Origin of the sequence: Micromonospora sp. URMC 103 (assembly GCF_051386435.1) — a bacterium.
Taxonomy (GTDB): domain Bacteria; phylum Actinomycetota; class Actinomycetes; order Mycobacteriales; family Micromonosporaceae; genus Micromonospora.
In genome coordinates this window covers 1144088-1168621 of sequence record NZ_JBPQTR010000005.1, presented here as the reverse complement: position 1 = coordinate 1168621, position 24534 = coordinate 1144088, and the positions used below count along the sequence as shown (strand labels likewise).

Below are 24534 nucleotides of genomic sequence, written 5' to 3'. Positions count from 1 at the left end.
CGGCGCGTTTCAGGGGGCGGGCGGCGGCGGGCGGTGGACCGGCACGTACTCCCGCAGCAGGATCTGCACGATCCCCGCCGCGGGGATCGCGAGCAGCGCCCCCACGAGGCCGGCCAGCTGCGCCGCGAGCAGGACGCTCACCAGCACGGTGAGCGGGTTCAGCCGCACCGCGCGGGACAGGATGACCGGTTGCAGCAGGTGGTTCTCCACCTGCTGGTACACCACGAAGAAGACGAGCACGACGATGCCCGCCGTGGGGGAGTGCAGGAATCCCGCCCCGGCCGCGATGATCGCGCCGAGGGTGGCCCCGACCAGCGGGATGAGGTCGGCGATCGCGACGAGCAGGGCGATCACCGCGGCGAACGGCACGCCCGTGAGCAGCAGCACGACGAACGTCGCGAGGCCGCAGATCACGCTGATGAGCAGGTTCCCGGTGAGGTAGCCGCTGATGGTACGGGAGACCTCCCGCCCGATGCGCCGCCACCGCTCGCCCCGCCGCGGCCCGGCCACCGCCAGCACCGTCCCGGTGATCCGCGGCGCCTCCAGCACCATGAGGTACGCCAGGACGATCACCGTGATGAGCCCGGCGACGCCCTCCGCCACGCTGCGCAGCACGTTCACGGCCGGTTTCCGCAGCCGCTCACCGTACTGGCGTACCTGGTCGGAGTGGTTCGCCAGGTAGTCCCGCAGTCCCACCCGGTCCAGCAGCCGCCCGACCGGGCCACGCCCCGCGCGGGCCTCCCGCAGCAACTCGGGGGCGCGGTCGACGAAGCGGGCCACCTCGTCGACCAGCGGTACGACGATCACCGCGGCCAGCGCCGCGAGCACCACGAACGTGACGGTGAAGACCAGCAGCGTGGCGAGCGCCCGGTGCCGGATCAGTCGCCGGTTCACCAGGTCGACCAGGGGCTTGAGCGCCACGGCGAAGAACGCCGCCACGACGATCCAGATCAGGATGCGGAGGGTGGCGTACGCGAACGCCAGGCCGAGCAGGGTGGCGAGCAGCAGGCCGATGACGATCAACGCCCGCCGGGCGGTCCTCCGGTCGTCACCGTCCACCCGCCGCGGCTACCCGGGCCGGGGCGCGGGAAACCCCGGCGGTACCCCGATCACGGACGCGGAAACCTGCGGGATGCGCGGCGGCTGGCGGATCAGCGCGCGTGTGTGCGGCGTACGTCGGCGTCGGTGAGGGGCGCGGCGCCGGCCACGAAGGAGTCCAGGGCCGCCGCGTCCAGCACCACACCGGGCAGCGGGTCGCGGGCGGCCACGGCGGCCAGCCGGCCCACCGGCAGGCGGCCGGGACGCGGTGCGGCGGCGAGCACGAGGTTGCCGTACCGCCGGCCGCGCAGCATCCGCCGGTCGGCGATCAGGCAGACGTCGGCGAAGACCTCCCGCAGCGTCGCCACCTGCACCCGGGTGGCGACCAGCGGCGGCAGGTCGGTGAGGTTGACCAGGTAGATGCCGTCGGGTCGCAGCGTGGTGGCGACCTCCGCGGCGAACTCGGCCGTGCGCACGTGCCCCGGCATTCGGGCCGCCCGGTAGATGTCGGCGAGCACCAGGTCGTACGCCCCGGCGGGCGCCTCGGCCACCGCGGTGCGCGCGTCGGCGATCCGGACGCGCACCTCGGCCGGCAGCGGCGGCAGGGACCGGGTCACCAGCTCCACCACGGCGGCGTCCCGCTCGACCACCAGTTGCGCCGACCCGCGGCGGGTCGCGGCGAGGTAGCGGGGGAGGGTGAGGGCGCCGCCGCCCAGGTGGAGGACGGAGAGCGGGGTGCGGGCGGGCGCCGCGAGGTCCGCGACGGCGGCCATCCGGCGCACGTACTCGAAGTGCAGGTGCCGGGGGTCGGCGACGTCGACGTACGACTGCTCCACGCCGCTGGCGAGCAGGAGGCGCCCGGTTCGCCGTACCGGGTCGGTGACCAGCTCCAGCCGGTCGGCCTCGCGGTCCATGTCCGGCACGGTAACCGATCACGGCGGGACCGGGCCCGGCGGGCCGCTGTGCGGCCCGCCGGCCCGCCCGCTCAGCCGGACGCCATCCCGGCGCCCGCCTCCTCGATGGCGGCGTCGATGCTCCGGGCGAGGTCCAGGTCGCGCGCCGTCACGGCGTCGGCCTGCCGGGACCGGACGGTCAGCACGGCCACGGTCGGCCCGGGCCGACCGATCGTCGGCGCCCGCCCGGTCTCCTGCCGGAGCCGCTCGATGCGGTCCAGCACGCGGTCCAGGTTGTCGGCGGGCAGCGCGACGACCCGCTGGAGCGCGCCGCCGTCACCCGACCAGTACGGCATGTCGTCGAGCGCCGCCGCCAGGTCCGCGTCGCTGAGCGGCGGCGTCGACGTGGACGCGCCGACCACACCACCGCCGACCGCCGGCGGTTGCAGCAGCTCCCGCAGGCCGTCGGGCACGTGCAGCGACTCGACGAGGTCGCCGTCGGCCTCGGCGAGCGCGGCGAGTGTGGCCTCCACCTGATAGCGGGCCTGCTCCGGCGTGTTTCCGCTGATCCGGCCCACCTCGGCGAGGAAGCCGGGAAGGTCCTGCCGCCGCTGGATCCCGTCCACCGGAACGACGTCGTGCAGCGACGCCGGCACGGCCTCGAGCAGCCGCTGCCGTTCGGCCTCGCCGAGAGCGAAGGCCAACACCAGCACGGTCGCCTCGGCGCCCACCTTCGCGGTGCGGAAGTCGACGCCGGCCCGGCGCCGTACGTCGTCGACGAGGTCGTGGTAGCCCATCGTCGTCGTCCCGCCCGTGTTCACGCCGGGAGCCATCCGCGGCCGGGGGTTATCCGGCGCGCCGGTCGGCGGCGGAGCCGGCCCGCCGCGCGTGCTGTCCGGCTTGTGCCGGCCGGCCGGCATGGGCCCGGTACGCCTGCCCCGGTCGAGGTGGGTGAGCTGCTTGGAGGCGCTGAGGCTGGCCCCCGTCTCGCTCGGCTGCCGGCCCTGCTCCCGGGCCTGCCGCGCGAGCGCCCGGCGGCGTTGGTTGTCGCCCTCCATCTGCTTGCGCATCGTGGCGCCCCTTCCGCTGGGGATCGTGGTTCCGTCGATCGCCTTCCCGGCGCCCCGGACCCGAAACGGACGCCGCCGGCCCGGCCCGGGCCGCCCCGGCGGCGGCTTCATCCGCGCGGGGTGAGGAGGCGTCACCCGGCGGGACCGCAGGATCGGCTCAGGACCGGAGTTCTTCCGAGGTACGCGGAAGGGAAGGTCGTCATGAAGCGGATCGTCGAGATCGTCCCGGCCCGGCCGGGTTGGTACGCCCGCTGGCAGGTCTCGCCCGAGGCCACCCGCTGCTACCCGGTGAGCCTGTGGGCGCTCCTGGAGGAGGCCGACGGCACGGGCCGGGAGGTCATCGGGGTCGACTGCATCGGCCAGTGGCCGGGCGCGGACGACAACGAGGCGGGTGGGCAGTTCGTCCGCTATCTGTTCCAGACGCCGGACTCCGGTGCACCCGAGGACGCGGAACCGTCGCCGTCGGCCGAGGACCTGCGTCCCGGCGGCCCGAGGCTGCAACCGGTCACGTCCACCTAGACCATCCTCCGGCCCCCCGACCCCCGGTCCCAGGGTCAGGGGGGCCACCCGGCGCGCCGGGCCGCCCCGCCACCGGGGCGGCCCGCGCCCGGGCTTCGATCAGGCGCTGGCCGTGGGGCGCGTGTCCGGCCGGCTCTCCGGCATCGGGCGGGCGAGCAGCCCCGCGAGCCCCGTCAGGTCGAGGATCGCGCCGAGCATGCGCGGGACGTGCCGGAGTTCGAGCGCGGTGCCCGTCCGCTGCCCCTCCCGCCAGGCGTGGACGATCACGGCGAGGCCGGTGCTGTCGATGAAGTGCAGGTCGGCGAAGTCGAGGACCAGCACCGACGGCACGTCCGTGAGCAGCTGGTCGATCTCCTCGCGCAGGGGCGCGGCCGTGGTGTACGCGAGGTCCCCGACCACCCGGATCACCGGCGCCGCCGGGTCCGACCGGTCGACGGACACGCTCAGCGGTGTGGTCTCGGGTGTCCGCCCGTGGGGTAGCACGCTCCCGCCTTTCCGCCGGCTGCCGGAGGGGGCCGGATCCGGGGGATCGTAACAATCGCGCGCCGGGGCCGCCCGCGGCCGTCACCGCCCCCACCAGCGGCGGTGGGGTGGCGGTACGGGTGCACCGGCGTAGGGTTGGCTACGACACTCGCCCGGTGACGTCCGCCCGGGCGAGCCTGCGGGACGACGAGGAGAGTGGGGCTCACCGGGTGACCACCGCCGACGCCAGGGACGTGGACCCGGGCGACGCGGGGGTCCGTGCCCGGCCCCGGCCCGTCGGCGCGCCCGCCCTGCCGCCACGTGACCTCGACCGGGCCCTGCCGCCACCTGACCTCGACCGGGCGTCGGCCGCGGCCGACTGGTCCGAGGTGGCGGCGCACCTGCGGGAGGGCCTGGTCGTCTGCGACGCCGACGGGACCGTCCGCCATGTCAGCCCGGTTGCCCGGCGCCTGCTGCCCGAGATCGCCCCGGGCCGCCGCCTGTCCGCGGCCGGCGTGCCGGCGCTGGCCGACGACCCCGGTCGGGCGGAGTTCGTGCACGGGTCCCGCCGGCTGGCCGCCCGCGTCGTGCCCCTGTCGAACGGACGCCGCTGCTGGTACGTCGAGGACGTCACCGAGAGCGTGAGCCGCGGCGAAGCCCTGGCCGCCGAGCGTGCGCGGGCCGCGTACCTGGCCGTCGTGGGGGAGAAGCTCGGCAACCCGCTGCACCCGGACCGTGCCGCGGCCGCGGTGGCGCGGCTGGCCGTGCCGACCCTGGGCGCGGTGGCCGTGCTGGTGCTCGCGCCCCGCGCCGGCCGGGCCCGCTGGTGGCGGGCCGTACGCGCGGACGACGGGGCGCCGGTGGTCGACAGCGGGGTGCTGCCCGGCGCCGACCTGCCTCCCGCGATCGCCGAGGGCCTCAACGGGGCGCAGCCGCACGCGCTGGACTGGCTGGTCGAGCAGGCGGCCGAGGCGGGCTGGCTGCCGGGCCTCGCCCCGGGGAAGACGGACGCCCGGGTGGTGCCGCTGCCCGGTGTGGAGGCGCCCGCCGGCGTGCTCCTCGTGGCCCGGCCCGCTGGCCGGTGGTACGACGACGCCGACACGGACCTGCTCCGCGGCTTCGCGGCGCGGGCCGGGGCCGCGCTCAGCGCCGCCGCGCTCTACCGGGACCAGGCCGAGGTCGCCGACATGCTCCAGGCCAGCCTGCTCCCGGTCGAGCCGGTGGAGACGCCCGGCGTGCAGTGGGGCACCGCGTACCGGCCGGCCGAGACGGGCCTGCGCATCGGCGGGGACTTCTACGGCTCGCACCGGCTCGCCGACGGGGGTTCGCTCTTCTTCCTCGGTGACGTGTCGGGCAAGGGCGTCGACGCGGCCGTCTTCACCGGGCAGCTGCGCCAGTCGCTGCAGGCGCTGCACCGGGTCGAGTCCCGACCGGGCGCGCTGCTGGGCCTGCTCAACGAGGCGCTGCTGGAGACCACCCAGGCCCACGGGCAGGGGCGGTTCGCCACCCTCGTGCTCGGGGTGGTGCGTCCGCACCGCGACGGCGGGCTGACCCTCGCCATGGCCGGCGGCGGGCACCTGCCGCCGCTGGTGCTGCGCGCGAGCGGGGAGGTGGAGACGGTGGCAGTGCGGGGCATGCTCATCGGCGTGGTGTCGGACCCGCGCGTCGGTGAGGTGACCGTGCGGCTCGCGCCCGGCGAGACGTGCGTCCTCTACAGCGACGGGGTGACCGAGGCGCGCGGCGGCCCGCGCGGCGACCACTTCGGGTCACGGCGCCTGGTCGAGGCGCTGACCGACTGCCACCGCATGCCCGCGCCGGCGCTCGCCGAGCGGATCGAGCAGGTCACCTGCGACTGGCTGACGCACGGCGACCACGACGACATCGCCGTGCTGGCGCTGCGCGCGGTGGGGGCCCGGGGTGGGCGTACGCCGCGGCACCTGCACTCCGTCCCGGACCGGGCGGGCCCGGCGTGACGGGTCCCGCCGCGTACGCCGGCTACCTCGACTCCCTGACCGAGGCCGACGAGTACGCGGCCATCGACATCGCCCTCGACCTGGTCGACAGGGGTGTGCCGGCCGAACGGGTGCTGCTGGATCTCGTGGCGCCCGCGCAGGTCGAGGTGGGGGAGCGGTGGGCGCGCAACGAGTGGAGTGTGGACGCGACGGTGAGCGACCTCGGGTACATGGTGGACTTCCTGGCCGCCGCGCTCTACGTGGACGACGGTTCGCTGTTCACCGAGTTCGTCCAGTGGCTGCTGCCGGTGCTGACCAGCCGGAGGGTGCCGGCCGAGGTGCTCGGGTGGACCCTGGAGCACTACGGGCGCATGCTGCACGACTTCCCGCGCGCGGCCCGCTACCTCGACCGGAGCCGGTCCCTCGTGGGCACGGCGGGCGCACCGACCGGCTGACGCGCCGATGGCGCCGGCGCCGCCCCTGCTTATACTTGCTCCACTGCAAACGTCCGTGGCTGGCGCGGAGGGAGGGGGAGCACGGTGTCGTTCACCGTCACGTACGCCGAACGCGACGGCGGCACGTGCCTGCGCCTCGCCGGCGAGCTGGACATGAGCAGCGCCCCGCAGCTCGACGCCGCGATCGACCGGCTCACCGCGGCCGGTGAGCGCCACCTGCTCGTGGACCTCACCGAGCTGACCTTCTGCGACTCGACCGGCCTGGCCGCGTTCGTCCGCGGCGACAACCGGGCAGCCGCCGACGGTGGGTGGCTGCGGGTCACGGGCGCCCGCGGCCGCGTCGCGCGGGTGCTCCGCCTCACCGGCCTCGACGAGGTCCTGACCTACGAGCCGGAGCCCGTCGACCCGGCGTCGCGGACGGTCCCCTGATCGGCTAGATTTCCCCGCCAGCACGTGGCCGCGAGGTCCCGTGTCCCGCCAACCCGAGGCAGGTAGCTCATGGGCGCACACAGCCCGAACCCGGTTCGCATCCTCGTCGTGGACGACGATCCGGGCGACGTGCTCATGATCGAGGAAGCCCTGGCGGACTCCGACGTCGAGAAGGTCATCGACGTGGTGAGCGACGGCCAGGAGGCGATGGAGTTCCTCCGGCGCGAGGGCCGGCACACCGAGGCGGCGCGGCCCGACGTCATCCTGCTCGACCTGAACATGCCGCGCATGGACGGGCGCCAGGTGCTCGGCGAGGTCAAGCAGGACGAGGACCTGCGCACGATCCCCGTGGTCGTCCTCACCACCTCGAACGCGGACACCGACATCGTGGGCAGCTACACGCTCCAGGCCAACGCGTACGTCACGAAGCCGATCGACCTGGACGACTTCAACGACGTGGTGCACCGGATCGACGAGTTCTTCGGCCGGGTGGTCGTGCTGCCCAAGCGCTCCTGAGCGGGCGCGCCGCCCGGCACACGTCAGGCCGCCCCTCCGCGACGCGCGGATGCCGAGCAATTTTCCCGAACGTCGGCGCCGTCGTGCCCCACGCTCCAGGATTTTAGGCGGGGAAGACTTTCCGGCTGCCTGGGGGCGACAGTATGAGGTTCTCCGTCGTTGACATCGGTTACGACCAACGGCAGGTGGACTCCTGCCTCGATGAGTTGGGGATCCGGTTGATCCGGCTCGCGGCCTGGGCGGAGAGCGCCGCGGGGACGGATCGGGAGTGGGACCGGATCCGGGAGGAGGCCACCGGCCTCTGCGCGCTGTTGCGCCGGTTCGACCCGGACGACGCCGCGGTGGTGGGTCGCAGCGCGGGCGAGGTCGAGCGGGAGGCCGCCGCGATCCTGGCCCGGGCGCGGTTCGAGCTGGACGCGGCCCGGGAGGAGGCCCGGCAGGTCCGCGAGCGGGCGTACGCCGAGGCCGTGCAGGCCCGTCGGGAGTTCGAGTCGGCGCTGCACGCCCGACGGCGTCGCGAGGCCCGGGCGGCCGAGATCCTCGACGGGCTGGGTGTCGAGCCGGTACCGGCCGACACGCCGACCGCCGCCGCGGGGACGACCGCCACCGGCGTGCCCGCGACCCGGGTGGCCGGTGCGACAGCCGGTGACCCGCCGGGCGGACGCGACGGGGCGCCGCTGCGCTGACCGGGAGCCGCGCTCAGGTCAGGGCGTCGACGACGGTGGTGGCCTGGTCCTCGTGCGAGGCGTACGCGTCGGGGAACGCGGAGAGCTGCACGGACTGGGCGGCCACGGTGAGGCTCATGTCCTGCCAGCCGGGCACCTTGAGCAGCGCGAGGTAGAACGCCCGGGCCGCGTACGCGGGGCGCATGAGGTCCCGTACGGTGCCCCAGCCGCTGCTGGGCCGCTGCTGGAAGAGCCCGACGGAGTCGTGGTCCCAGCCGATGGCCTGGTGCGGATACTCCTGCGACTCCGGCAACACGCCACTGGCGTAGTTGTAGAGGTTGCTCTCCTGCATCGCGGTGGCCACCGCGACGACGAGCCCCCGCCGGGGCACGTCCAGCTCGCGGCCGACGTCGACGATGATCTTCGCGTTGTCCATCTGTGCCTGGGTGAGCCCGGCGACGGGGCGCGGCTTGCGGGGCTTCGGCGGCTTCTTCGGCGCCGTCTTCTTCACCGTGGCCGTGGGGCTGGGCGACGCGGTGGGGCTGGGGATCGTCGGCGCGGGGGTGGCCACGGTGCGCTCCAGCGACCGGGACGCACGTTCGTCGGCCAGCGCGGCCCGGTCGGCGACCGCCTCGGCCAGCGGCTCGGTCCGGTCGGGGGTGTCGTCCCGCGTGCCGGCGTACGCCGCGACGCCGAGGCAGCAGGTGACGCCCGTGGCGAGCGCCACCCGGACCGGGGTCGAGGCCAGCAGGGCGCGGGCGCCGCGCCGGGGCGGCTCGGGCTTGCGGTGCCGGCCGATCCTCCGTTCGGTGGAGGGCTGCTCGCCGGTTCGGGTCGCCGGTTGGGAGGTGGCCGGATGCTGCTCGGAGGGGTGGTCGAGGTGCACCCGCCGAGGCTAGAGACTCGATCGTCTTCTGCCGCCCGCCTGGTTGGTGGCATGCGCCACATTTTGCCACGATCCGGGGGGTCATTGCGCCCGGGCAGGCAGCGAATGGAAGAAGCGCGTAAACCGGGTATTACCGCTATGACCGTAACGCTGGGATGAGCAGGGCAGATGGGTGATCTTGGTAGGGCGGCGCGCGACCCGGTCGCACCTCCACCGTACGGCCCAGGTGGTGATCCGCCGTACGACCGACGCGAGAGGCCGCCGTACGGCCGACCCGGCGACGCGCCGGGCCGCCCTTTCGTTTCGTCGGACCGGCCACCCCGACGACGCGGCCGGGTGCTCGCCGCCGCGGCGGTGCTGCTCGCCGCAGTGCTCGCCGGGCACCGCGCGGTGCCCAACGTCCGGGGGCTCGGCAGCCTGCTCGACAGCGCCACGCCGCTGCTCGGCACGGTCGTCCCCCTGCTGGCGCTCGGCGCCCTGCTCCGGCGGTCGCGCCTCGCTCTGGTGGCCGTGCTGCTGCCCGCCAGCGTGTGGGCGACGCTCTACGCCGGCGCCTGGGTGCGGCCGGCCCCGGCGCAGGGCACGGCGGGCCTCCGGGTGGCGAGCCAGAACCTGCGCGCCGGCAACCCCGACCCCGCGGCCACGGTCCGCGGCCTCGCGGCGACCGGCGCCGACCTGATCGGGCTCCAGGAGGTCGCGGAGGACGACCGGGTGGGCGCGGCGCTGCGTGGCGGCTACCCGCACCGGGCGGCGGTCTCCACGGTCGCGCTCTACAGCCGCTACCCGATCCGCGAGCGCGCCGGGGTAGACACCGGTCTCGGGTGGACCCGCGCGCTGCGCGCCGTGGTGGCCACCCCGTCCGGCGACGTGGCCGTGTACGTGGCGCACCTCGGCTCGGCGCGCGCCGGCGACACCGTCACCCGGGACCAGACGGTCGCCGCGCTGGCGGCCACGGTCCGGGCGGATCCCGCCCCGCGGCTCGTCGTGCTCGGCGACCTGAACACGGCCAGCACCGACCGGGTCTTCACTCCGCTCACGCGGCTGCTCGGCGACGCGCAGGCCGACGCCGGTCGCGGCTTCGGGTTCACCTGGCCGGCCGCGGTCCCGGTGACCCGCCCGGACCACGTGCTCTACCGGGGCCTCACGGCCACCTCGGCCGGGGTGCTGCGCACTCCCGCCAGCGACCACCGGGCCGTGACGGCCGGCTTCCGCTGGTAGCCGCCGCGGGACGGGCGCCGGCGAAGCCGGTCGGCTCAGTGCCGGCCGTTCTCCGCGGGCGTCACGGTGAGGCGGTGCCGGGTGTTGTCGCCACTGGAGAACGGCCAGAGCCGGTCGGCGTGCTCGACCAGGTCGGCCAGCTGCTGGCGGGTCAACCCGGCCGAGGCGATGGACGCGTGCACGTCCGCCCGGTACCGGCCGTCGTCGTCGCGGCCGAGCCGCGCCTCGGCCCGCACCTGGACCGTGTGCGCCTCGTCGGTGACGCGGCCCGCCGCCTCCACGGCCGCGTGGTGCAGGCACGACGCGAACGCGGCGGCGAGCAGCTGCTCGGGCCGCAGACCGGTGCAGTGCGCCGCCAGCGGGGACGCCAGGGCGGTGGAGAGGCCACCGTCGTCGGTGCGTACGTGGCCGCCCTCGGCGGTGGCGCTGGCCTCGTGCAACCAGGAACTCGGATCCGGCATCACGTTCCTCCCGTCGCTCACCCGCCCGGCTACCCGGCCGCCGCGGCGTGAAACCGGCCGTGAGCGGGGCCGGGCGGGCTCAGCGCTCCGCGGACCGGTCGAGCACCGCCGCCTCCGTGGGCTCCGCGGCGGCCCGCTCGCTCCACTCCGGCAGGTTCGCCCGGCGCGGCCGGGGCGGCGCCGTGGGCAGCCGCATCGGCACGTACACCCGGGCGTCGACCGCCTCGGCGAGCACCAGCGCGGCCACCAGGCTGCTCGGCCGCTCGGCCGGCTCGTCGGCCAGGCACCGGCGGCACACGTCGGCCACCTCGGGCGGCAGCCCGTCGATCACGGGCAGCGGTCGCGGCGGCTGCCGGAGGCGGGCGCCGAGCAGTTGGGTAGCCGTGCCGGCCTCGTACGGCAGCCGACCGGTCAGGCAGTAGTACAGCAGCACGCCGAGCGCGTACATGTCCGCCGCCGGTGTGGCCGGCTCGCGGTCCAACTGCTCGGGCGCGAGGTACGCGGGCGTGCCCACCAGCAGACCGTCCGGCGCCGGGTCGGGGGCGCCGGACGGCGTGGCGATGCCGAAGTCGAGCACCTTCACCCCGGCGGGGGTGAGGATGACGTTGGCCGGCTTGACGTCGCGGTGCACGATGCCGTGCGCGTGGGCCGCGGCCAGGGCGGCGCTCACCTCCGCGCAGACCCGTACCGCGATCCGCCAGTCCAGCGGGCCCGCCCGCAGGTGCGCGGCGAGGGTCTCGCCCTCGGCCAGCTCCATGACGATGTACGGCGTCTGCTGGCCGGGCAGGGTCGCGCACGTGCCGAAGTCGTGCACGCTGGCCACGTTCGGGTGCACGAGGCGGGCGGCGGCGCGCGCCTCCGTGCGGATCCGCTCCACGGAGGTGTCCTGGCCGTCCTGCGCCGGGGAGATCAGCTTCACGGCCACCGGCCGGTCCAGCACCACGTCGTGTGCCCGCCACACCTCCGACATCCCGCCGATGCCGATGCGCTGTTCGAGCTGGTAACGCCCGTCCAGCGTGCGCATCGGCGGCTCCTCGCCCTCGTCGTGCCCGTGCCCGGGCGGCCGTGGTTCGCGGTACCCGGCCTCCCAACAGGGCAAACCCCCATGATCGTTCCGTGTCCCGAACAGCCGTCCCGGACGGCGCGAGCCGACTGCGACCGTCCCAGGGGTGCGGTAGCTTCCGATCCGGAGGGTCGGCGTCACGCCGGGTGCCGGCACGGACACGGGGGCGGCCATGAGCGAGGTGAGCGTACGGTTCGTCGGCGGGCCCGCGCACGACCTGGTCCGGGCGTTGCCCGCCGGGCCGGACGGCGGCCCGCCCGCGCGCTGGATCATGCGGCACCCACGGGGCGAGGGGCCCACCGGGTCCGGCCCCGACCACCTGTACGAGCGCGACGGGCCCGACGGGACGGGGACGTGGAGCATGCGCTACGTGCGCACCGACCCGCTGGGCGTCACCGAGTAGCGCACAGCCGGCACACAGGTTCCGCAGGGGTGCGGCACAGGGAGGCCGCCCACGATGGGGGCATGGTCATGGACGGGCGGGCGGCCCCGAGCCGCATCGAGCTGCGCCGGCCGGACGGCGAGCCGGTCCGGGTGCTGGTGGTCGACGACGAGCCGACGCTGACCGACCTGCTCGCGATGGCGCTGCGCTACGAGGGCTGGGAGGTCCGCAGCGCGGGCGACGGCACGGCGGCGCTGAGCGCGGCGCGGCAGTTCCAGCCGGACGCCGTGGTGCTCGACGTGATGCTGCCGGACCTCGACGGCTTCCAGGTTCTGCGCCGGCTGCGCGCGCACGCGCCCACCGTGCCGGTGCTCTTCCTCACGGCCCGGGACGCCGTGGAGGAGCGGATCGCGGGACTCACGGTGGGCGGCGACGACTACGTCACCAAGCCGTTCAGCCTCGAGGAGGTGATCGCCCGCCTGCGCGCGTTGCTGCGCCGCTCCGGCCTCGCGGTGGCCGCCCGCGAGGAGGCGGTGCTCACCGTCGGGGATCTCACCCTCGACGAGGACAGCCACGAGGTGCGCCGCGGCGGGCAGCCCGTCACGCTGACCGCCACGGAGTTCGAGCTCCTGCGGTTCCTCATGCGCAACCCGCGCCGGGTCCTCAGCAAGGCGCAGATCCTCGACCGGGTGTGGAACTACGACTTCGGCGGGCAGGCGAACGTCGTGGAGCTGTACATCTCGTACCTGCGGAAGAAGATCGACGCCGGCCGCGAACCCATGATCCACACGCTGCGCGGCGCGGGGTATGTCCTCAAGCCGGCCGAGTGAGGTCGCCCGACGGCTGCGTGACCGGCTCGCCGGCTGGTCGCTGCGCCGCCGGCTCGTGGTGTCCGTGGTGGCGCTGCTCGCCCTCGTGAGCATCGGCATCGGCGCGCTGACCACTCTGGCGCTGCGCCACTTCCTCGTGGTGCAGGTCGACAACCAGCTCACCATGAACGACCGCCGCCCCGGCGCGGTGCCGCCGTGGTTCCGCGAGGGCGGCCAGCCGCCGTGGCCCGGGGAGCCGTCCACCGTGCGACCGCGCACTCCCGAACCGCCGCGCGGGTTTCCCCCGGGATCGATCGCCGTGCACGTGGTCGACGGCACCACGACGGCCGGCATCCGAACGGGGAGCGGGGACGCGGACGCGCTGCCCGCCACCGACGTACGCCCGCTCGCGGGGCTGGCCACCGACGGCCGCCCGCACACCGTCGACCTCCACGACCGGGGCGCGTACCGGGCGGTGGCCCGGGCGGCGTCCGACGGGGACGTGACGGTCGTCGCCATCCCGCTCGCGGGCGTCGCGGAGACGACGATGTGGATGGTCGTCGCCCAGGCGGGTGTGGTCACGGCCGGGCTGCTCATCGCCGGCGGCCTCGGCCTGGTCGTCGTCCGGGCCGCCCTGCGCCCGCTGAACCGCGTCGCGGCCACCGCGACCCGGGTCACCGAGCTGCCGTTGGACCGCGGCGAGGTCGCCCTGTCCGTACGGGTGCCGGAAGCCGACACCGATCCGCGCACCGAGGTGGGTCGGGTGGGCGGCGCGCTCAACCGGATGCTCGGCCACGTCGCGGCGGCCCTCGCGGCCCGCCAGGCCAGCGAGACCCGGGTCCGCCAGTTCGTGGCCGACGCCAGCCACGAGCTGCGCACCCCACTGGCCGCCATCCGGGGGTACGCCGAGGTGGCACGCCGTGGCCGTGACCGCGTCCCGCCGGACGTGGCCCACGCGCTGCGCCGGGTGGAGTCGGAGAGCGCCCGCATGACCAGCCTCGTCGACGACCTCCTGCTGCTCGCCCGGCTCGACTCGGGCCGGCCCCTCGCCGCCGAACCGGTGGACCTCACGGCCCTCGTGGTCGATGCGGTGAGCGACGCGCACGCGGCCGGGCCGGACCACCGCTGGCAGCTCGACCTGCCCGACGAGCCGGTGGGCGTCCCGGGCGACGCCGCCCGGCTGCACCAGGTGGTGGCGAACCTGCTGGCCAACGCCCGGGTGCACACGCCGGCCGGCACGACGGTCACCACCGCGCTGCGCGCCGAACCGGGCGGGGCCCTGCTCTGCGTCGCCGACGACGGGCCCGGCGTGCCGCCCGACCTGCAGGCCGAGGTCTTCGAGCGGTTCGCCCGGGGTGACGGCTCGCGGTCGCGGGCCCACGGCAGCACGGGCCTGGGCCTGGCCATCGTGGCGGCCGTCGTGGAGGCGCACGGGGGCACCGTCACGGTGGCGAGCCGCCCCGGCGCGACCGTGTTCACCGTCCGCCTGCCGAATTCCCCGGCGCGGGCGTAGCCGGGTGGCCGGCCGGCCCGCCCGCGACGGCTCCGTGTCGCAGCAACCAGGCCGTCATGGCGCACGCCGACTGGATCATCGACCTCGGCCCCGGCGCGGGCCACGACGGTGGTCGGGTCGTCTTCGAGGGCACACCCGCCGATTTCGTCGCCGCCCGCTCGACCCTCACCGGGGAACACCTCGCGGCCTACGTCGACGCCTGAGCCACCGAGCGAGGTGAGTGGGCCCGGTGCGCTACCCGCCGGTCCCACTCACCATGGCCGCCCGACCCGGAGACGGATCCGCGAGACGTGGCCTCGCGAAGGATCCAGCTCCGGACCGCACCCGCCGTCAGGCGCGCCGGGGGAGCGGCGGCCCCTTCGGTGCAACCCAACGGGCCTCTGACGCAACCCAACCGGCCCTCCCGGCTCGCCATTGGCCAGGCGCACCGCGACGCTGCGTCTGGCTCATCCGTCCCAGTCTTCATAGCCCCGGCCATACGGGACTTTCCCGAACTATCCTCATCTCACTGCGCATATCGCGCGAGTGCGTGCGTCGTCGTCGGTAACCGACCTCTCAAGCCCTCGAAGGGGACCGCCGACAGCCCCCGGCGCGGCAGGCATTCGAGATCACGGGAGAGGTCACATGAGATCCAACCAGTTGACGAGGTGCGCCCCGACACACCGGCGAGCCCTGATCGGCGTCCTGACGAGTGCGCTCGTCGCCGTCGTGGCATTGCTGCCCGGCACCCGGGCGCTGGCCGACGAACCCGACGGCCACGGCGAGGCGACGGCCCGGGTCATGACCCAGAACATGTACGTGGGCAGCGACTTCCAGCCGCTCCTCGAGGCCCAGACCCCGGAACAGTTCCTGGCGGCGGTGACCCTCACGTACCAGCGGATCCTGGCCTCCGAGCCGCAGGAGCGCGCCGCCGCGGTGGCGCGCGAGATCGCCCGGGACGAGCCTGATCTCGTGGCCCTGCAGGAGGCCGACATCGTACGCACCGGGCAGCCACCCGCCACGGACGTCCAATCGGACCAGCTCAGGGCCCTCCTCGCCGCGCTCGGCCGGCTCGGCCTGCACTACGAGGCGGTCGCGATCATCCCCGAACTCGACATCGAGGTCCCCAGCACGCTCGGCTTCGACGTACGCCTCAGCGAACGCAACGTCATCCTGGCCCGGGTCGCTCACGTGCAGGTGTCGAACATGCAGGTGCAGACGTTCGCGATCAACCAGACGCTTCAGACGCCGGTCGGCGCGATCACCAGCCGCAACGGGTGGGCGTCCGTCGACGCCACCGTCGACCGTCACACGTTCCGGTTCGTCACGACCCACCTGGAACCGACACCGCCGTTCACCATCCAGCAGGCACAGGCGCGGGAACTGGTAGCGAGTGCGGCGGACACGGACCTCCCGGTGGTGTTCGCCGGTGACTTCAACACCACCGCGAACGACCCGCAGGACCCGACCTTCCCGACGTACCGGTTCCTGCTCGACTCGGGCTTCGTCGACGCCTGGAGCGAGAACCGCCCCGACGACCCCGGCTACACCTGCTGCCAGGCGCCCGACCTGCGCAACCCGGTCTCCACGTTGAGCCTGCGCATCGATCTGGTCCTGTTCCGCGGGGACTTCGGCGTGACGGACATCCACCTCGTCGGAAACGAGCCGACGGACCGGACGCCGTCCGGGTTGTGGCCGTCCGACCACGCGGGCGTCGTCGCGACGCTGCGGCTGCCATCGGACGGGTCGAAGGCCGAACCCGCGCAGCTGCCCGAGTAGGCGAGGAGGACCAGGGGACGTCCCACGACCGGATGCCCTCCTCACCGGTTGGCTTCCCGTGACTCATCCCAGGTCACTGACCTGGGATGAGTCACGCGAACGGGCCGAGCGTCAGACTCCGGGTCAGCCGGGGCGGGCCAGCCTTCGAACCGCCGGGAGCTCGGTGGTGTTCGATGACATGCGCGTGCTGCGTGACGCGGTAGGGGAGTACCGCGGCGGCGTCGGCTGGCCCGAGCTGGTCGGACCGCCCGTGGCGCAGCCACCCGACCTGGTCTAGCGGCTCTTCCACACGATGCGCTGAGCGCCCGCGAGGGTGTTCCGCTGACGATTCGCCCCGTACGACGCCCGATCGGTGCCACGATGCAGGCGGGACGTGCCCGCGGTGGCCGTCCCCAGTCGAGAGGGGTCGACGTGCGCAGCGTCCCGCCGGGCACGCCCTGCTGGGCCGACCTGGTCACCACCGACCTCCCCGGCGCGGCACGCTTCTACGCGCCTCTGTTCGGGTGGGCTGTCGCCGAGGCGGACCGGCGACCGGCGGCCGACGGTCACCTCGTGTTCCACCAGCAGGGCAAACCGGTGGCCGGTGCCGGGCTGAGGGCGGGCCCGCAACGGCCGCCGGCCTGGATCCCCTACCTGGCGACCGACGACGCCGAGGGGGTCTGCCGGCGGGTGACCGCCGCCGGCGGCCGGATCCTGACCGAGCCCTTCGACATGCCGGGCTCCCGGCGGACGGCGCTCTTCGCCGACCCGGCCGGGGCGCCGTTCGGGGTGTGGCAGTCGCTCGGCATGCCGGGGGCCGAGGTGTTCGACGTGCCCGGCTCGCTGACCTGGGCCGAGCTGACCACGCGCGAGTGGGACCGGGCGAAGGAGTTCTACGGGTCGGTGTTCGGCTGGACGACGGACGACCAACCGATGGGCCCGATCACCTACACCACCTGGCAGCTGGACGGCCGCCCCGTCGCCGGGATGATGCCCATGATCGGCGAGGACTGGGGTGACCTTCCGTCGCACTGGATGGTCTACTTCGCGGTCACCGACACCGACGCCGTCACCGACGAGGCGCAACGGTTGGACGGGGTGGTGTCCGTGCCGCCCACCGATCTGACGCGGGGCCGGTTCGCGGTGCTCACCGACCCACAGGGGGCGTTCTTCTCGATCCTCGGGGCTACTCCGCCGCCCTGACCGTACGCGGCTCCGGCCGCACTCGGCACGTCGACGACGCGCGGCCGTCTCGGCATGCTCGCGGAGGCGTGCCCGGTCGACGCCCGAGTGGGACCGGTCAGCGGCCGCAGGCCGTGCACGCGCTGCGGGTACGCAGGTGGTAGTCGCTCGACGCGGCGAGCAGGCCGAACCCCAGGACGCAGTACGCCGACATCGCCACCCAGAGGAAGGTGTCGGAGAACTGGCTGACCGACCCCGACGCCACCTGCACGATTCCCATGCCGAAGTAGCCGACGATGCCCGCACCGAGCCCGAAGCCGGGCACCAGCAACAGCAGGCGGGGGATCCGGCGACCGGCGAGCAGCGGCACCCAGCCCGGCCAGATCTCGCCCCAGCGGTGTACCAACGCCAGCGGCAAGAGCACTCCGGCCAGCACCAGGCCGACCTCCAACCCGATCAGCGAGGCGTCCTGCGTCAAGCCGTCGAAGCCCACGACGAACTGGGCCGCGAAGCGGGTGACGAGGCCGGCTACCGCGGCGTACGCGACCCAGCGCGCCCACCGGGCGGGTGCTGACCTTCGCAGACCCGGTCGGCCGGTACGACAGCAGTCCGGGCACTCGCCTCGAGTGCGCCGCTGGTACCGGGCGGTGGCGAGCCCGAGCAGGATCGCCCCGCTGACACAGCCGAGCCGGCTGACGAACGCCACCGGGTCGAAGTGCGGGCCGACCGTGAAGAGCAGGAAGCCCACCAGCTCCGGCAGCAGGATTCCCGCCGCCGCGATCAGCGCCGCGGTGACCGTCCAGGCGGCTCCCGCCAGCACCGGCCGCCAGGTCGCGGCCCGGGCCAGGGCCACCGCCAGAACCCCCGCGGCCACACATAACGCCACCGACGACCAGCCGGTGAAGCCGAGCAGGTCCGACCCGAACGGCCCGAACTCGGGGGCCTCGCCGACGGTCCACAGCAGACGTACGCCCCCGTATGCCACGGCCCAGCCGAGCACTGCGTACGTCAGGCCGTGACCAGTCCTGCGAGCGATCGATGCCGTCGTTGTCATGCATCCGATGCTTCCCGCGCACCGGCGCAGACGGCCCACGCCGGCGGGGGAAAGCGCTCCCTCGCAGGAGGGAGCTGCCGACGCGTCCGCAGCTGCTGGCGACCCCTGGGCCAATCCTGCGCGCCGACGCCGCCCGCTAAGTAGTGCGGCTCGCCGGCCCTGCGTCGCGGGATGCCGCCCTGAGCGGCCGGCTACATCGCCAGCTGTCGCCTGGCCAGCGCGGCAACACCGCGGCGGAGGCCTCGTCTACGGCCGGTACGGCAGCCCTCTCGGCAGGCGTGCTACCTCTGCCTCGACCATGGCGCTTGCGGCTTTGGGGAAGGGTTCGGCGGCCGCCGTGCGGAGGATGCCTTCCTCGGCCATGAGCAGGGCCTAGGTATCCCAGTAGGCGAGGCACTTCTCCTTCCATCGCCGGTCGTCGGAGTCACGGGCGGCCCGGATCTCCTCAAACGGGGCATCGTCGGGGAGTTCGTGCACACGGCGCATCGCCGCGAACATCCGCTGCTGGCGGGCGAGCGCCGCCGGCTCGCTGCCCATGCTTACCTCGCCGAGCAGCTTCCATCGGGCAGCCGGGTCGGTCTCTCCTGGCGGGGGAAGCTCTTCTACGCCAGCGGTGTCAGCGGTGCCGGTCACCGCCGGTTGCTGCTCGACCAGGTGTCGCACTGCCGGCCCATCGACGTCGGCCCAGGTGTCGCCGAGCATGTGGTGCGTCTCGATGATGCCGTTGACGCGGCCCGTCAGCTCGTACCCGCCGCCACCGAGGGGCTTCGGATCCTCGGTCAGGTGCAGTTCCGGGCCCGACCGCCCCCACCGCCGGCCCTCGACCGGGAAGATGACCTTCACGATGTCGCCGGCCCGGACGTCGGCCACCGGCATGCGCCGCGAGTCGCTGGGCTTGAGCCTCAACGGCCGGTCCTCGAATCGCAGGGTCATGGCGTCCAGGCTAGGAACCGGCCCGCCCGGTGTCTTGAACGAAACGGACGGGGGACGAGTGCCCCGTGTGCCCGCACGAAACCGGTGACCGGCGTACGGTGACAGACAAGTCCGGCTTTTCGGTTCAAAAGCCTCAGCGCTGTGTCTTCCGGGACGCCGGTGTCGTGAAACGGCGAGGGGAAGGAGCGGTCGGTGACCCATCTGGCCTACCTGGACGCGGGGTCCGGCAGCCTTATCGTGCAGGCGGTGGTCGGCGGTGTCGCCGGCGCCGCGGTGGCTGCCAAGCTCTACTGGCGGCGGCTGGTGGACCGGTTCCGTCGCCAGCCCACCGACCAGCGCTGATCCGGCCGCGATGGCGATCTCCCCCGCCGGGCTGCGGCCCGAACCCGGCTCGTTCCGCGACCCGGCCAACCGGGTCTTCCACGCCGGTGACGAGGTGCTGCGCGGGCTCGACGCCGAGGCCGCCGCGCACTGGCGCGCGCTGGCCGGCACCGAGTTCTTCGCCACCCTGCTCGCCGACGGCAAGGTCTGCGGCACCGAGGCGATGGAGCCGGCCGCGATTCCCGGCGGCACATCCTGGGCCGCCGTGCTCCGGCACGAGCGCATCCCGTTCGTCTCCCACCCGTACGAGTGGTCGTTCGGCATGCTGCGCGACGCGGCGCTGCTGCACCTGGAGATCCTGCGCGCGGCACTGCCCGCCGGATTCACCACGAAAGACGGCTCGGCCTACAACCTCCAGTGGCGGGGCTCCGAGCCCGTCTTCATCGACGTCGGCTCCTTCGAACCGGTCCGCGACGGCGAGCCGTGGGCCGGGTACCGCCAGTTCTGCCAGACCCTGCTCTACCCGCTGCTGCTCACCGCCCACCTCGGCGTGGACTTCCAGCCCTGGCTGCGCGCCCGGGTGGACGGGATCGAGGCCGACCAGTTGCGGCCCCTCTTCCGCGGCGTCCGCCGGCTGCTGCCGGGCGTGCCGACCCACCTGCACCTGCACGGGGCCATGCAGAGCCGGCACGCCGGCGCCACCACCACCGACGTCCGCGCCCAGCTGCGCGCCGCCGGCTACTCCCGGGAGCTCGCGCTGGCCACCGTGCGGGGCATCGAGAAGCTCGTCCGCCGGCTCGACCGCCCGCCCGCCGCCAGCCACTGGGCCGACTACCAGCGCACCTGCGGCTACTCGGAGCAGGACCGCGCCGGCAAGGAGCGCTTCGTGGCCGTCGCGCTGGCCGACGGGCCCCGTCCCCGTCTGGTGCTCGACCTCGGCGCCAACGACGGCCGGTACGCCCGCCTGGCGGCCCGGCACGCCGACCAGGTCGTCGCCGTCGAGCAGGACCCGGCCGTCGTCGACGCGCTCTACCGGGCGCTGCGCACCGAGGGGGAGCACCGCGTCCTGCCGCTGGTGATGGACCTCGCCGACCCGTCGCCCGGGGGTGGCTGGCGGGGCGTCGAGCGGGCCTCCTTCGCCGACCGGGCCGCCGCCGACCTGGTGCTCGCCCTGGCGGTGGTGCACCACCTGGCGATCGGGCGGAACGTGCCGCTGGCCGAGGTGGTGGCGTGGCTCGCCGACCTGTGCGCGCCCGGGGCGCGGATCGTCGTGGAGTTCGTCCACCCGGAGGACCCGATGGCCCGCCGGTTGCTGGCCAACAAGCCCGAGGGGCTCTTCCCCGACTACCGGCGGGCGGAGTTCGAGCGGCTGCTGGCGGCACGCTGCCGGATCGCGCGACGGGAGGAGCTGCCCTCGGGCACACGGACGCTCTACACGGCGGTCGTGGGTGGCTGAGCCGGCGACCGCCCCGGAGGCGCCGCCGCCCGCGGTGTCGCGGCGAGCCCGCGGGGTGGCGGCCGCGCGCGCCGAACTCGGCCGGCAGCTCGAGATCGTGGCGCTCGTCGGGCTCGTCGTCACCCAGCCGCTGCTGGACGTGCTCGGGCGCAGCCCCGACTTCTTCCTCTTCCACCGGGCCGGCCGCGAGGAGATCCTGCTGCTCGTGGCCCTCGTCGCGGTCGCCCCCACGGTGCCTCCGGCGGTGCTCGGCGCGCTCAGCCGGCTGGCCGGCCGGGCCGCCCGGTCGGTCACGCACACCGTCCTCGTGGGGCTCCTGGTCGCCGCGCTCGCCGTGCAGGTGGGCCGGCACGTCACGCCGCTGCGGGGCGTACCGCTGCTGCTGGTCGCGGTGCTCGCCGGGGTCGCCGGCGCGGCCGCACACCGGCGGTGGCGGGCGCCCGGGCGTGTGCTGCGGGTGGCCGCCGCCGGTCCGCTGGTGTTCGTGGGGCTCTTCCTCGTCGTGTCGCCGACGTCGGTGCTCGTCCTGCCCCGCGCGGCCGGCGGCGCCGCGGGCACGGCCGCGACCGCCGTCCACCCGCCGGTGGTCATGCTGGTCCTCGACGAGCTGCCGCTGGTCTCCCTGCTCGGCCCGGACGGGCAGATCGACGCGGCCCGGTTCCCGCACTTCGCCGAGCTGGCCCGCGGCTCCACCTGGTACCGGGACGCCACGGGCGTCAGCGGCTGGACCCCCAACGCGCTGCCCGCGATGCTCACGGGCCGGTACCCGGCGCGCGGCGTCGCCCCGCACTACTCGCAGTACCCGCAGAACCTCTTCACCGCCTTCGGTGGCCTGTACGACGTCCGCGCCGAGGAGAGCATCACCCGGCTCTGCCCGCCCAGCCGCTGCGAGCAGCCGGTCGCGCCCGAGCAGGGACTCGGCGTGCTCGTGCGGGAGAGCGGTCGGCTGCTGGGCCAGGTGACGTCGCCGCGGGAGAGCCGGATCGACCCGGAGGACTCCTACCGGGAACGGACCCGCGCCGAGGCGGGCCTCGACGCCGCCGAGCCCATCCCGGACGACCCGAAGTTCCGCTGGGACAGCCTCGACGACAACCAGCCCGCCCGGTTCACCAGCTTCCTGGCCGGGCTGAAGCCGGCGCCCCGCCCGACGCTGCACTTCCTGCACCTGCTGATGCCCCACTCGCCGTGGGCGTTCCTGCCCTCTGGAGCCCGCTACGACGCGCCGGACGACCTGCCGAACGACGGCGCCGGCTGGGTCGACCTGGCCCGCCAGCGGCACCTCGCCCAGCTCGGCTACACCGACCGGCTGATCGGGGAGACCCTTCGGACGCTGCGCGCCACGGGCCTCTACGACCAGGCGATGGTGGTGGTCACCGCGGACCACGGGGTGAGCTTCACCCCGGGCTTCCAGGGCCGCGGCATGGACGCCATCAAGGCCGCGCCGAAGGAGGTCGCCTGGGTGCCCATGTTCGTGAAGGAGCCCGGGCAGCGCACCGGCCGCGTCGACGACCGCAACTGGGAACACGTCGACCTGCTGCCCACCGTGGCCGACGAGGCGGGCATCCGACTGCCGTGGCGGGTGGACGGGCGGTCGGCCCGGTCCGAGCCACGGCCGGCGGGGCAGAAGCGCTTCTACGACGTCCCGGGCGAGCCGGTCGTCATCCCGGACGGCGTGCCCACGCCGCCGCCCCTGCCGGCCGTACACCCGCTGGTCGGCACCGCCGTGGGGCAGCGCCCGGCCGGCGGGACGGCCCGGGTGGCCGACCTGGCCGGGTTCCGCTCGACCGACCCCGACACGGGCACCCTGCCGGCGCTGGTCTGGGGCGACGTCCCGGACGCGGTCCCCGACGGCACCCTGCTCGCGGTGGCGGTGAACGGCACGGTCGGCGCCGTGGTGCCCGTGGTGCCGCGCGATCCCGGAGGTCGCCGGTTCGCCGCGCTGGTCGGCGACGACCGTCTCTTCCGCGCGGGCGCGAACCGGCTGGACGTCTACGAGATCGCCACCGACGGCGGCCTACGACACCTCGCCCTGTCCTGACGACCCACGGCACGATCCGGGGTTTTCCGAGCCGGCCGGTCGGGAATCGGGTGACGCATACCTCACCGGGAAACCATGGCGGGCGGTGTCCCGGGAACCGTGATTACGGTAAAAGCGAAGGCAATTCAACGAAGATCTGCCGGCGAAGCGAGGAACCACATGACGGAAGTCAAGCTCGATCACCCCGGTGGGCAGCTGTCGATGCCGGTGCATTCCGCGGTCGAAGGCCCCGCCGGTATCGGGGTGAGCAAGCTGCTGAAGGAAACCGGGATGACGACGTACGACCCCGGTTTCGTCAACACCGCGGCCTGCTCGTCCGCGATCACCTACATCGACGGTGACGCGGGGATCCTGCGTTACCGCGGCTACCCGATCGAGCAGCTGGCCGAGAACTCCTCCTTCCTGGAGGTCTCCTACCTGCTCATCTACGGCGAGCTGCCGACCGAGCAGCAGCTGGCCGAGTTCACCGAGTGGATCCGCCGGCACTCGCTGCTGCACGAGGAGATGCGGCGGTTCTTCGACGGCTTCCCCCGGGACGCCCACCCGATGGCCGTGCTGTCGTCGGCGGTCAGCGCCATCTCGACCTTCTACCAGGACAGCCTCGACCCGTTCGACTCCGAGCACGTGGAGATCTCGACGGTCCGGCTCATGGCGAAGGTTCCCACCATCGCCTCGTACGCCTACAAGAAGTCGATCGGGCAGCCGCTGCTGTACCCGGACAACTCGCTGGGCTACGTGGAGAACTTCCTGCGGCTGACCTTCGGCGTGCCGGCCGAGCCGTACGAGGTCGACCCGGTGATGGCCCGCGTGCTGGACATGCTGTTCATCCTGCACGCCGACCACGAGCAGAACTGCTCGACCTCGACCGTCCGGCTCGTGGGCTCCAGCAACGCGAACCTCTTCGCGTCGGTCTCGGCCGGCGTGAACGCGCTCTTCGGCCCGCTGCACGGCGGCGCCAACCAGGCCGTGCTGGAGATGCTCCAGGGCATCCGCGCCGACGGCGGCGACGTCCGCAGCTTCGTGCAGAAGGTCAAGAACCGCGAGGACGGCGTGAAGCTCATGGGCTTCGGCCACCGGGTCTACAAGAACTACGACCCGCGCGCCGCCATCGTGAAGAAGGCCGCCCAGGACGTGCTCGGCCGGATGGCCAAGCCGGACCCGCTGCTGGACATCGCCATGGAGCTGGAGGAGATCGCGCTCGCCGACGACTTCTTCGTCTCCCGCCGGCTCTACCCGAACGTGGACTTCTACACCGGCCTCATCTACAAGGCCATGGGCTTCCCCACGAAGATGTTCACGGTGCTCTTCGCCCTGGGCCGCCTCCCCGGCTGGATCGCCCAGTGGCGCGAGATGATCAACGACCCGGAGACCAAGATCGGCCGCCCGCGGCAGGTCTACACCGGCTCGCCGGAGCGCTCGTACGTGCCGCTCTCCGACCGCTGAACTCTGCCCGACCGGACAGGCCGCCGCCCCCAGAGGGGA

At 74.3% G+C, this 24534-nt stretch carries 25 protein-coding genes and 1 pseudogene; 17 read left to right on the top strand and 9 right to left on the bottom strand.

From position 1 onward, the window contains the following. Window positions 1–9 precede the first annotated feature (9 nt). From ACSNOA_RS18495 to ACSNOA_RS18485, 3 genes are all read right to left on the bottom strand, one after another. Window positions 10–1059: an AI-2E family transporter gene (locus ACSNOA_RS18495; RefSeq protein ID WP_436659945.1), complete on the bottom strand. Its 1050-nt coding sequence runs from the start codon at window positions 1057–1059 to the stop codon at window positions 10–12. 92 nt (window positions 1060–1151) lie between these two features. Beyond that, the gene (locus tag ACSNOA_RS18490; RefSeq protein WP_436659944.1) at window positions 1152–1952 is read right to left on the bottom strand and encodes a spermidine synthase; all 801 of its coding nucleotides are present in this window, start codon (window positions 1950–1952) and stop codon (window positions 1152–1154) included. A gap of 71 nt (window positions 1953–2023) precedes the next feature. Next, a complete protein-coding gene (locus tag ACSNOA_RS18485) occupies window positions 2024–3001 on the bottom strand; it encodes a DUF2267 domain-containing protein (RefSeq protein ID WP_436659943.1) in 978 nt (325 codons plus the stop codon). Window positions 3002–3202: 201 nt separating this feature from the next. On the opposite strand from ACSNOA_RS18485, the gene ACSNOA_RS18480 reads away from it, so the two are divergent. After that, window positions 3203–3520, top strand: coding sequence for a hypothetical protein (locus tag ACSNOA_RS18480; protein WP_436659941.1), 318 nt, complete (start codon window positions 3203–3205; stop codon window positions 3518–3520). A 99-nt stretch (window positions 3521–3619) separates the two neighbouring features. On the opposite strand, the gene ACSNOA_RS18475 is transcribed toward ACSNOA_RS18480, so the two are convergent. Continuing rightward, window positions 3620–3961, bottom strand: a complete 342-nt coding sequence (locus tag ACSNOA_RS18475) for an STAS domain-containing protein (RefSeq protein ID WP_436659939.1) — start codon at window positions 3959–3961, stop codon at window positions 3620–3622. 197 nt (window positions 3962–4158) lie between these two features. Between ACSNOA_RS18475 and ACSNOA_RS18470 the strand changes: the two genes are divergently transcribed. The 5 genes from ACSNOA_RS18470 to ACSNOA_RS18450 all read left to right on the top strand — a co-directional run bounded on the left by ACSNOA_RS18470 (window position 4159) and on the right by ACSNOA_RS18450 (window position 8020). Further along, a complete protein-coding gene (locus ACSNOA_RS18470; protein WP_436659938.1) occupies window positions 4159–5955 on the top strand; it encodes a SpoIIE family protein phosphatase in 1797 nt (598 codons plus the stop codon). After that, window positions 5952–6389, top strand: coding sequence for a B12-binding domain-containing protein (locus tag ACSNOA_RS18465; protein ID WP_436659937.1), 438 nt, complete (start codon window positions 5952–5954; stop codon window positions 6387–6389). Before ACSNOA_RS18470 ends, ACSNOA_RS18465 begins: the two co-directional genes overlap by 4 nt. An 84-nt stretch (window positions 6390–6473) precedes the next feature. Further along, window positions 6474–6818, top strand: coding sequence for an STAS domain-containing protein (locus tag ACSNOA_RS18460; RefSeq protein ID WP_436659935.1), 345 nt, complete (start codon window positions 6474–6476; stop codon window positions 6816–6818). Window positions 6819–6887: 69 nt separating this feature from the next. Then, window positions 6888–7334, top strand: coding sequence for a response regulator (locus ACSNOA_RS18455; protein WP_436659934.1), 447 nt, complete (start codon window positions 6888–6890; stop codon window positions 7332–7334). Window positions 7335–7477: 143 nt separating this feature from the next. Then, entirely contained in the window at window positions 7478–8020 is a 543-nt protein-coding gene (locus ACSNOA_RS18450; protein ID WP_436659933.1) for an ATPase, read from the top strand. Window positions 8021–8033: 13 nt separating this feature from the next. Here ACSNOA_RS18450 and ACSNOA_RS18445 read toward each other — a convergent pair whose 3' ends face one another. After that, window positions 8034–8885 carry a hypothetical protein gene (locus ACSNOA_RS18445; protein ID WP_436659932.1) on the bottom strand — a complete coding sequence of 284 codons (852 nt, stop codon included), beginning with the start codon at window positions 8883–8885 and terminating at the stop codon, window positions 8034–8036. 336 nt (window positions 8886–9221) lie between these two features. Here ACSNOA_RS18445 and ACSNOA_RS18440 point away from each other — a divergent pair, with 336 nt between their 5' ends. Beyond that, window positions 9222–10103 (top strand): endonuclease/exonuclease/phosphatase family protein, encoded by an 882-nt coding sequence (locus ACSNOA_RS18440; protein WP_436659931.1) that lies wholly within the window; start codon window positions 9222–9224, stop codon window positions 10101–10103. A 35-nt stretch (window positions 10104–10138) separates the two neighbouring features. Here ACSNOA_RS18440 and ACSNOA_RS18435 read toward each other — a convergent pair whose 3' ends face one another. Together ACSNOA_RS18435 and ACSNOA_RS18430 are read right to left on the bottom strand one after the other, a co-directional pair. After that, window positions 10139–10564, bottom strand: a complete 426-nt coding sequence (locus tag ACSNOA_RS18435; RefSeq protein ID WP_436659929.1) for an OsmC family protein — start codon at window positions 10562–10564, stop codon at window positions 10139–10141. Window positions 10565–10643: 79 nt separating this feature from the next. Continuing rightward, complete coding sequence (locus ACSNOA_RS18430; RefSeq protein ID WP_436659928.1) at window positions 10644–11588, bottom strand: serine/threonine-protein kinase; 945 nt, start codon at window positions 11586–11588, stop codon at window positions 10644–10646. Between the two features lie 211 nt (window positions 11589–11799). Between ACSNOA_RS18430 and ACSNOA_RS18425 the strand changes: the two genes are divergently transcribed. The 6 genes and pseudogenes from ACSNOA_RS18425 (at window position 11800) to ACSNOA_RS18400 (ending at window position 17271) form a co-directional block, all read left to right on the top strand. Continuing rightward, window positions 11800–12030 (top strand): hypothetical protein, encoded by a 231-nt coding sequence (locus ACSNOA_RS18425; protein ID WP_436659926.1) that lies wholly within the window; start codon window positions 11800–11802, stop codon window positions 12028–12030. 62 nt (window positions 12031–12092) lie between these two features. Continuing rightward, window positions 12093–12839 carry a response regulator transcription factor gene (locus tag ACSNOA_RS18420; protein ID WP_436659924.1) on the top strand — a complete coding sequence of 249 codons (747 nt, stop codon included), beginning with the start codon at window positions 12093–12095 and terminating at the stop codon, window positions 12837–12839. Further along, window positions 12817–14331: a HAMP domain-containing sensor histidine kinase gene (locus tag ACSNOA_RS18415; RefSeq protein WP_436659922.1), complete on the top strand. Its 1515-nt coding sequence runs from the start codon at window positions 12817–12819 to the stop codon at window positions 14329–14331. Before ACSNOA_RS18420 ends, ACSNOA_RS18415 begins: the two co-directional genes overlap by 23 nt. Window positions 14332–14375: 44 nt before the next feature. Next, window positions 14376–14534, top strand: a pseudogene (locus tag ACSNOA_RS18410) (ATP-binding cassette domain-containing protein); the annotation flags it as partial. A gap of 421 nt (window positions 14535–14955) precedes the next feature. After that, window positions 14956–16089 (top strand): endonuclease/exonuclease/phosphatase family protein, encoded by a 1134-nt coding sequence (locus ACSNOA_RS18405; protein WP_436659920.1) that lies wholly within the window; start codon window positions 14956–14958, stop codon window positions 16087–16089. Window positions 16090–16500: 411 nt separating this feature from the next. Further along, window positions 16501–17271, top strand: a complete 771-nt coding sequence (locus tag ACSNOA_RS18400; protein ID WP_436659917.1) for a VOC family protein — start codon at window positions 16501–16503, stop codon at window positions 17269–17271. A gap of 97 nt (window positions 17272–17368) precedes the next feature. Here ACSNOA_RS18400 and ACSNOA_RS18395 read toward each other — a convergent pair whose 3' ends face one another. Next, complete coding sequence (locus ACSNOA_RS18395; protein ID WP_436659915.1) at window positions 17369–18304, bottom strand: hypothetical protein; 936 nt, start codon at window positions 18302–18304, stop codon at window positions 17369–17371. A 372-nt stretch (window positions 18305–18676) separates the two neighbouring features. Beyond that, window positions 18677–19237, bottom strand: coding sequence for a hypothetical protein (locus tag ACSNOA_RS18390; protein WP_436659914.1), 561 nt, complete (start codon window positions 19235–19237; stop codon window positions 18677–18679). Window positions 19238–19429: 192 nt separating this feature from the next. Here ACSNOA_RS18390 and ACSNOA_RS18385 point away from each other — a divergent pair, with 192 nt between their 5' ends. The 4 genes from ACSNOA_RS18385 to ACSNOA_RS18370 all read left to right on the top strand — a co-directional run bounded on the left by ACSNOA_RS18385 (window position 19430) and on the right by ACSNOA_RS18370 (window position 24495). Further along, window positions 19430–19579, top strand: a complete 150-nt coding sequence (locus ACSNOA_RS18385) for a hypothetical protein (RefSeq protein WP_436659912.1) — start codon at window positions 19430–19432, stop codon at window positions 19577–19579. A 10-nt stretch (window positions 19580–19589) separates the two neighbouring features. Next, window positions 19590–21014, top strand: a complete 1425-nt coding sequence (locus ACSNOA_RS18380; RefSeq protein ID WP_436659910.1) for a methyltransferase domain-containing protein — start codon at window positions 19590–19592, stop codon at window positions 21012–21014. Next, a complete protein-coding gene (locus ACSNOA_RS18375) occupies window positions 21007–23052 on the top strand; it encodes a sulfatase-like hydrolase/transferase (RefSeq protein ID WP_436659908.1) in 2046 nt (681 codons plus the stop codon). The genes ACSNOA_RS18380 and ACSNOA_RS18375 overlap by 8 nt, the downstream gene beginning before the upstream one ends. A 159-nt stretch (window positions 23053–23211) precedes the next feature. Continuing rightward, complete coding sequence (locus ACSNOA_RS18370) at window positions 23212–24495, top strand: citrate synthase (RefSeq protein WP_436659907.1); 1284 nt, start codon at window positions 23212–23214, stop codon at window positions 24493–24495. Window positions 24496–24534: the final 39 nt, after the last annotated feature.

Excerpts from the sequence above, each read along its gene's own strand:
- ACSNOA_RS18415 (WP_436659922.1), top strand. The coding sequence starts at position 12,817 with ATGTCCTCAAGCCGGCCGAGTGAGGTCGCCCGACGGCTGCGTGACCGG.
- ACSNOA_RS18420 (WP_436659924.1), top strand. The coding sequence starts at position 12,093 with ATGGTCATGGACGGGCGGGCGGCCCCGAGCCGCATCGAGCTGCGCCGG.
- ACSNOA_RS18485 (WP_436659943.1), bottom strand. The coding sequence starts at position 3,001 with ATGCGCAAGCAGATGGAGGGCGACAACCAACGCCGCCGGGCGCTCGCG.
- ACSNOA_RS18490 (WP_436659944.1), bottom strand. The coding sequence starts at position 1,952 with ATGGACCGCGAGGCCGACCGGCTGGAGCTGGTCACCGACCCGGTACGG.
- ACSNOA_RS18380 (WP_436659910.1), top strand. The coding sequence starts at position 19,590 with ATGGCGATCTCCCCCGCCGGGCTGCGGCCCGAACCCGGCTCGTTCCGC.
- ACSNOA_RS18450 (WP_436659933.1), top strand. The coding sequence starts at position 7,478 with ATGAGGTTCTCCGTCGTTGACATCGGTTACGACCAACGGCAGGTGGAC.
- ACSNOA_RS18455 (WP_436659934.1), top strand. The coding sequence starts at position 6,888 with ATGGGCGCACACAGCCCGAACCCGGTTCGCATCCTCGTCGTGGACGAC.
- ACSNOA_RS18480 (WP_436659941.1), top strand. The coding sequence starts at position 3,203 with ATGAAGCGGATCGTCGAGATCGTCCCGGCCCGGCCGGGTTGGTACGCC.
- ACSNOA_RS18390 (WP_436659914.1), bottom strand. The coding sequence starts at position 19,237 with ATGACCCTGCGATTCGAGGACCGGCCGTTGAGGCTCAAGCCCAGCGAC.
- ACSNOA_RS18435 (WP_436659929.1), bottom strand. The coding sequence starts at position 10,564 with ATGCCGGATCCGAGTTCCTGGTTGCACGAGGCCAGCGCCACCGCCGAG.
- ACSNOA_RS18395 (WP_436659915.1), bottom strand. The coding sequence starts at position 18,304 with ATGACAACGACGGCATCGATCGCTCGCAGGACTGGTCACGGCCTGACG.
- ACSNOA_RS18425 (WP_436659926.1), top strand. The coding sequence starts at position 11,800 with ATGAGCGAGGTGAGCGTACGGTTCGTCGGCGGGCCCGCGCACGACCTG.
- ACSNOA_RS18430 (WP_436659928.1), bottom strand. The coding sequence starts at position 11,588 with ATGCGCACGCTGGACGGGCGTTACCAGCTCGAACAGCGCATCGGCATC.
- ACSNOA_RS18405 (WP_436659920.1), top strand. The coding sequence starts at position 14,956 with ATGAGATCCAACCAGTTGACGAGGTGCGCCCCGACACACCGGCGAGCC.
- ACSNOA_RS18370 (WP_436659907.1), top strand. The coding sequence starts at position 23,212 with ATGACGGAAGTCAAGCTCGATCACCCCGGTGGGCAGCTGTCGATGCCG.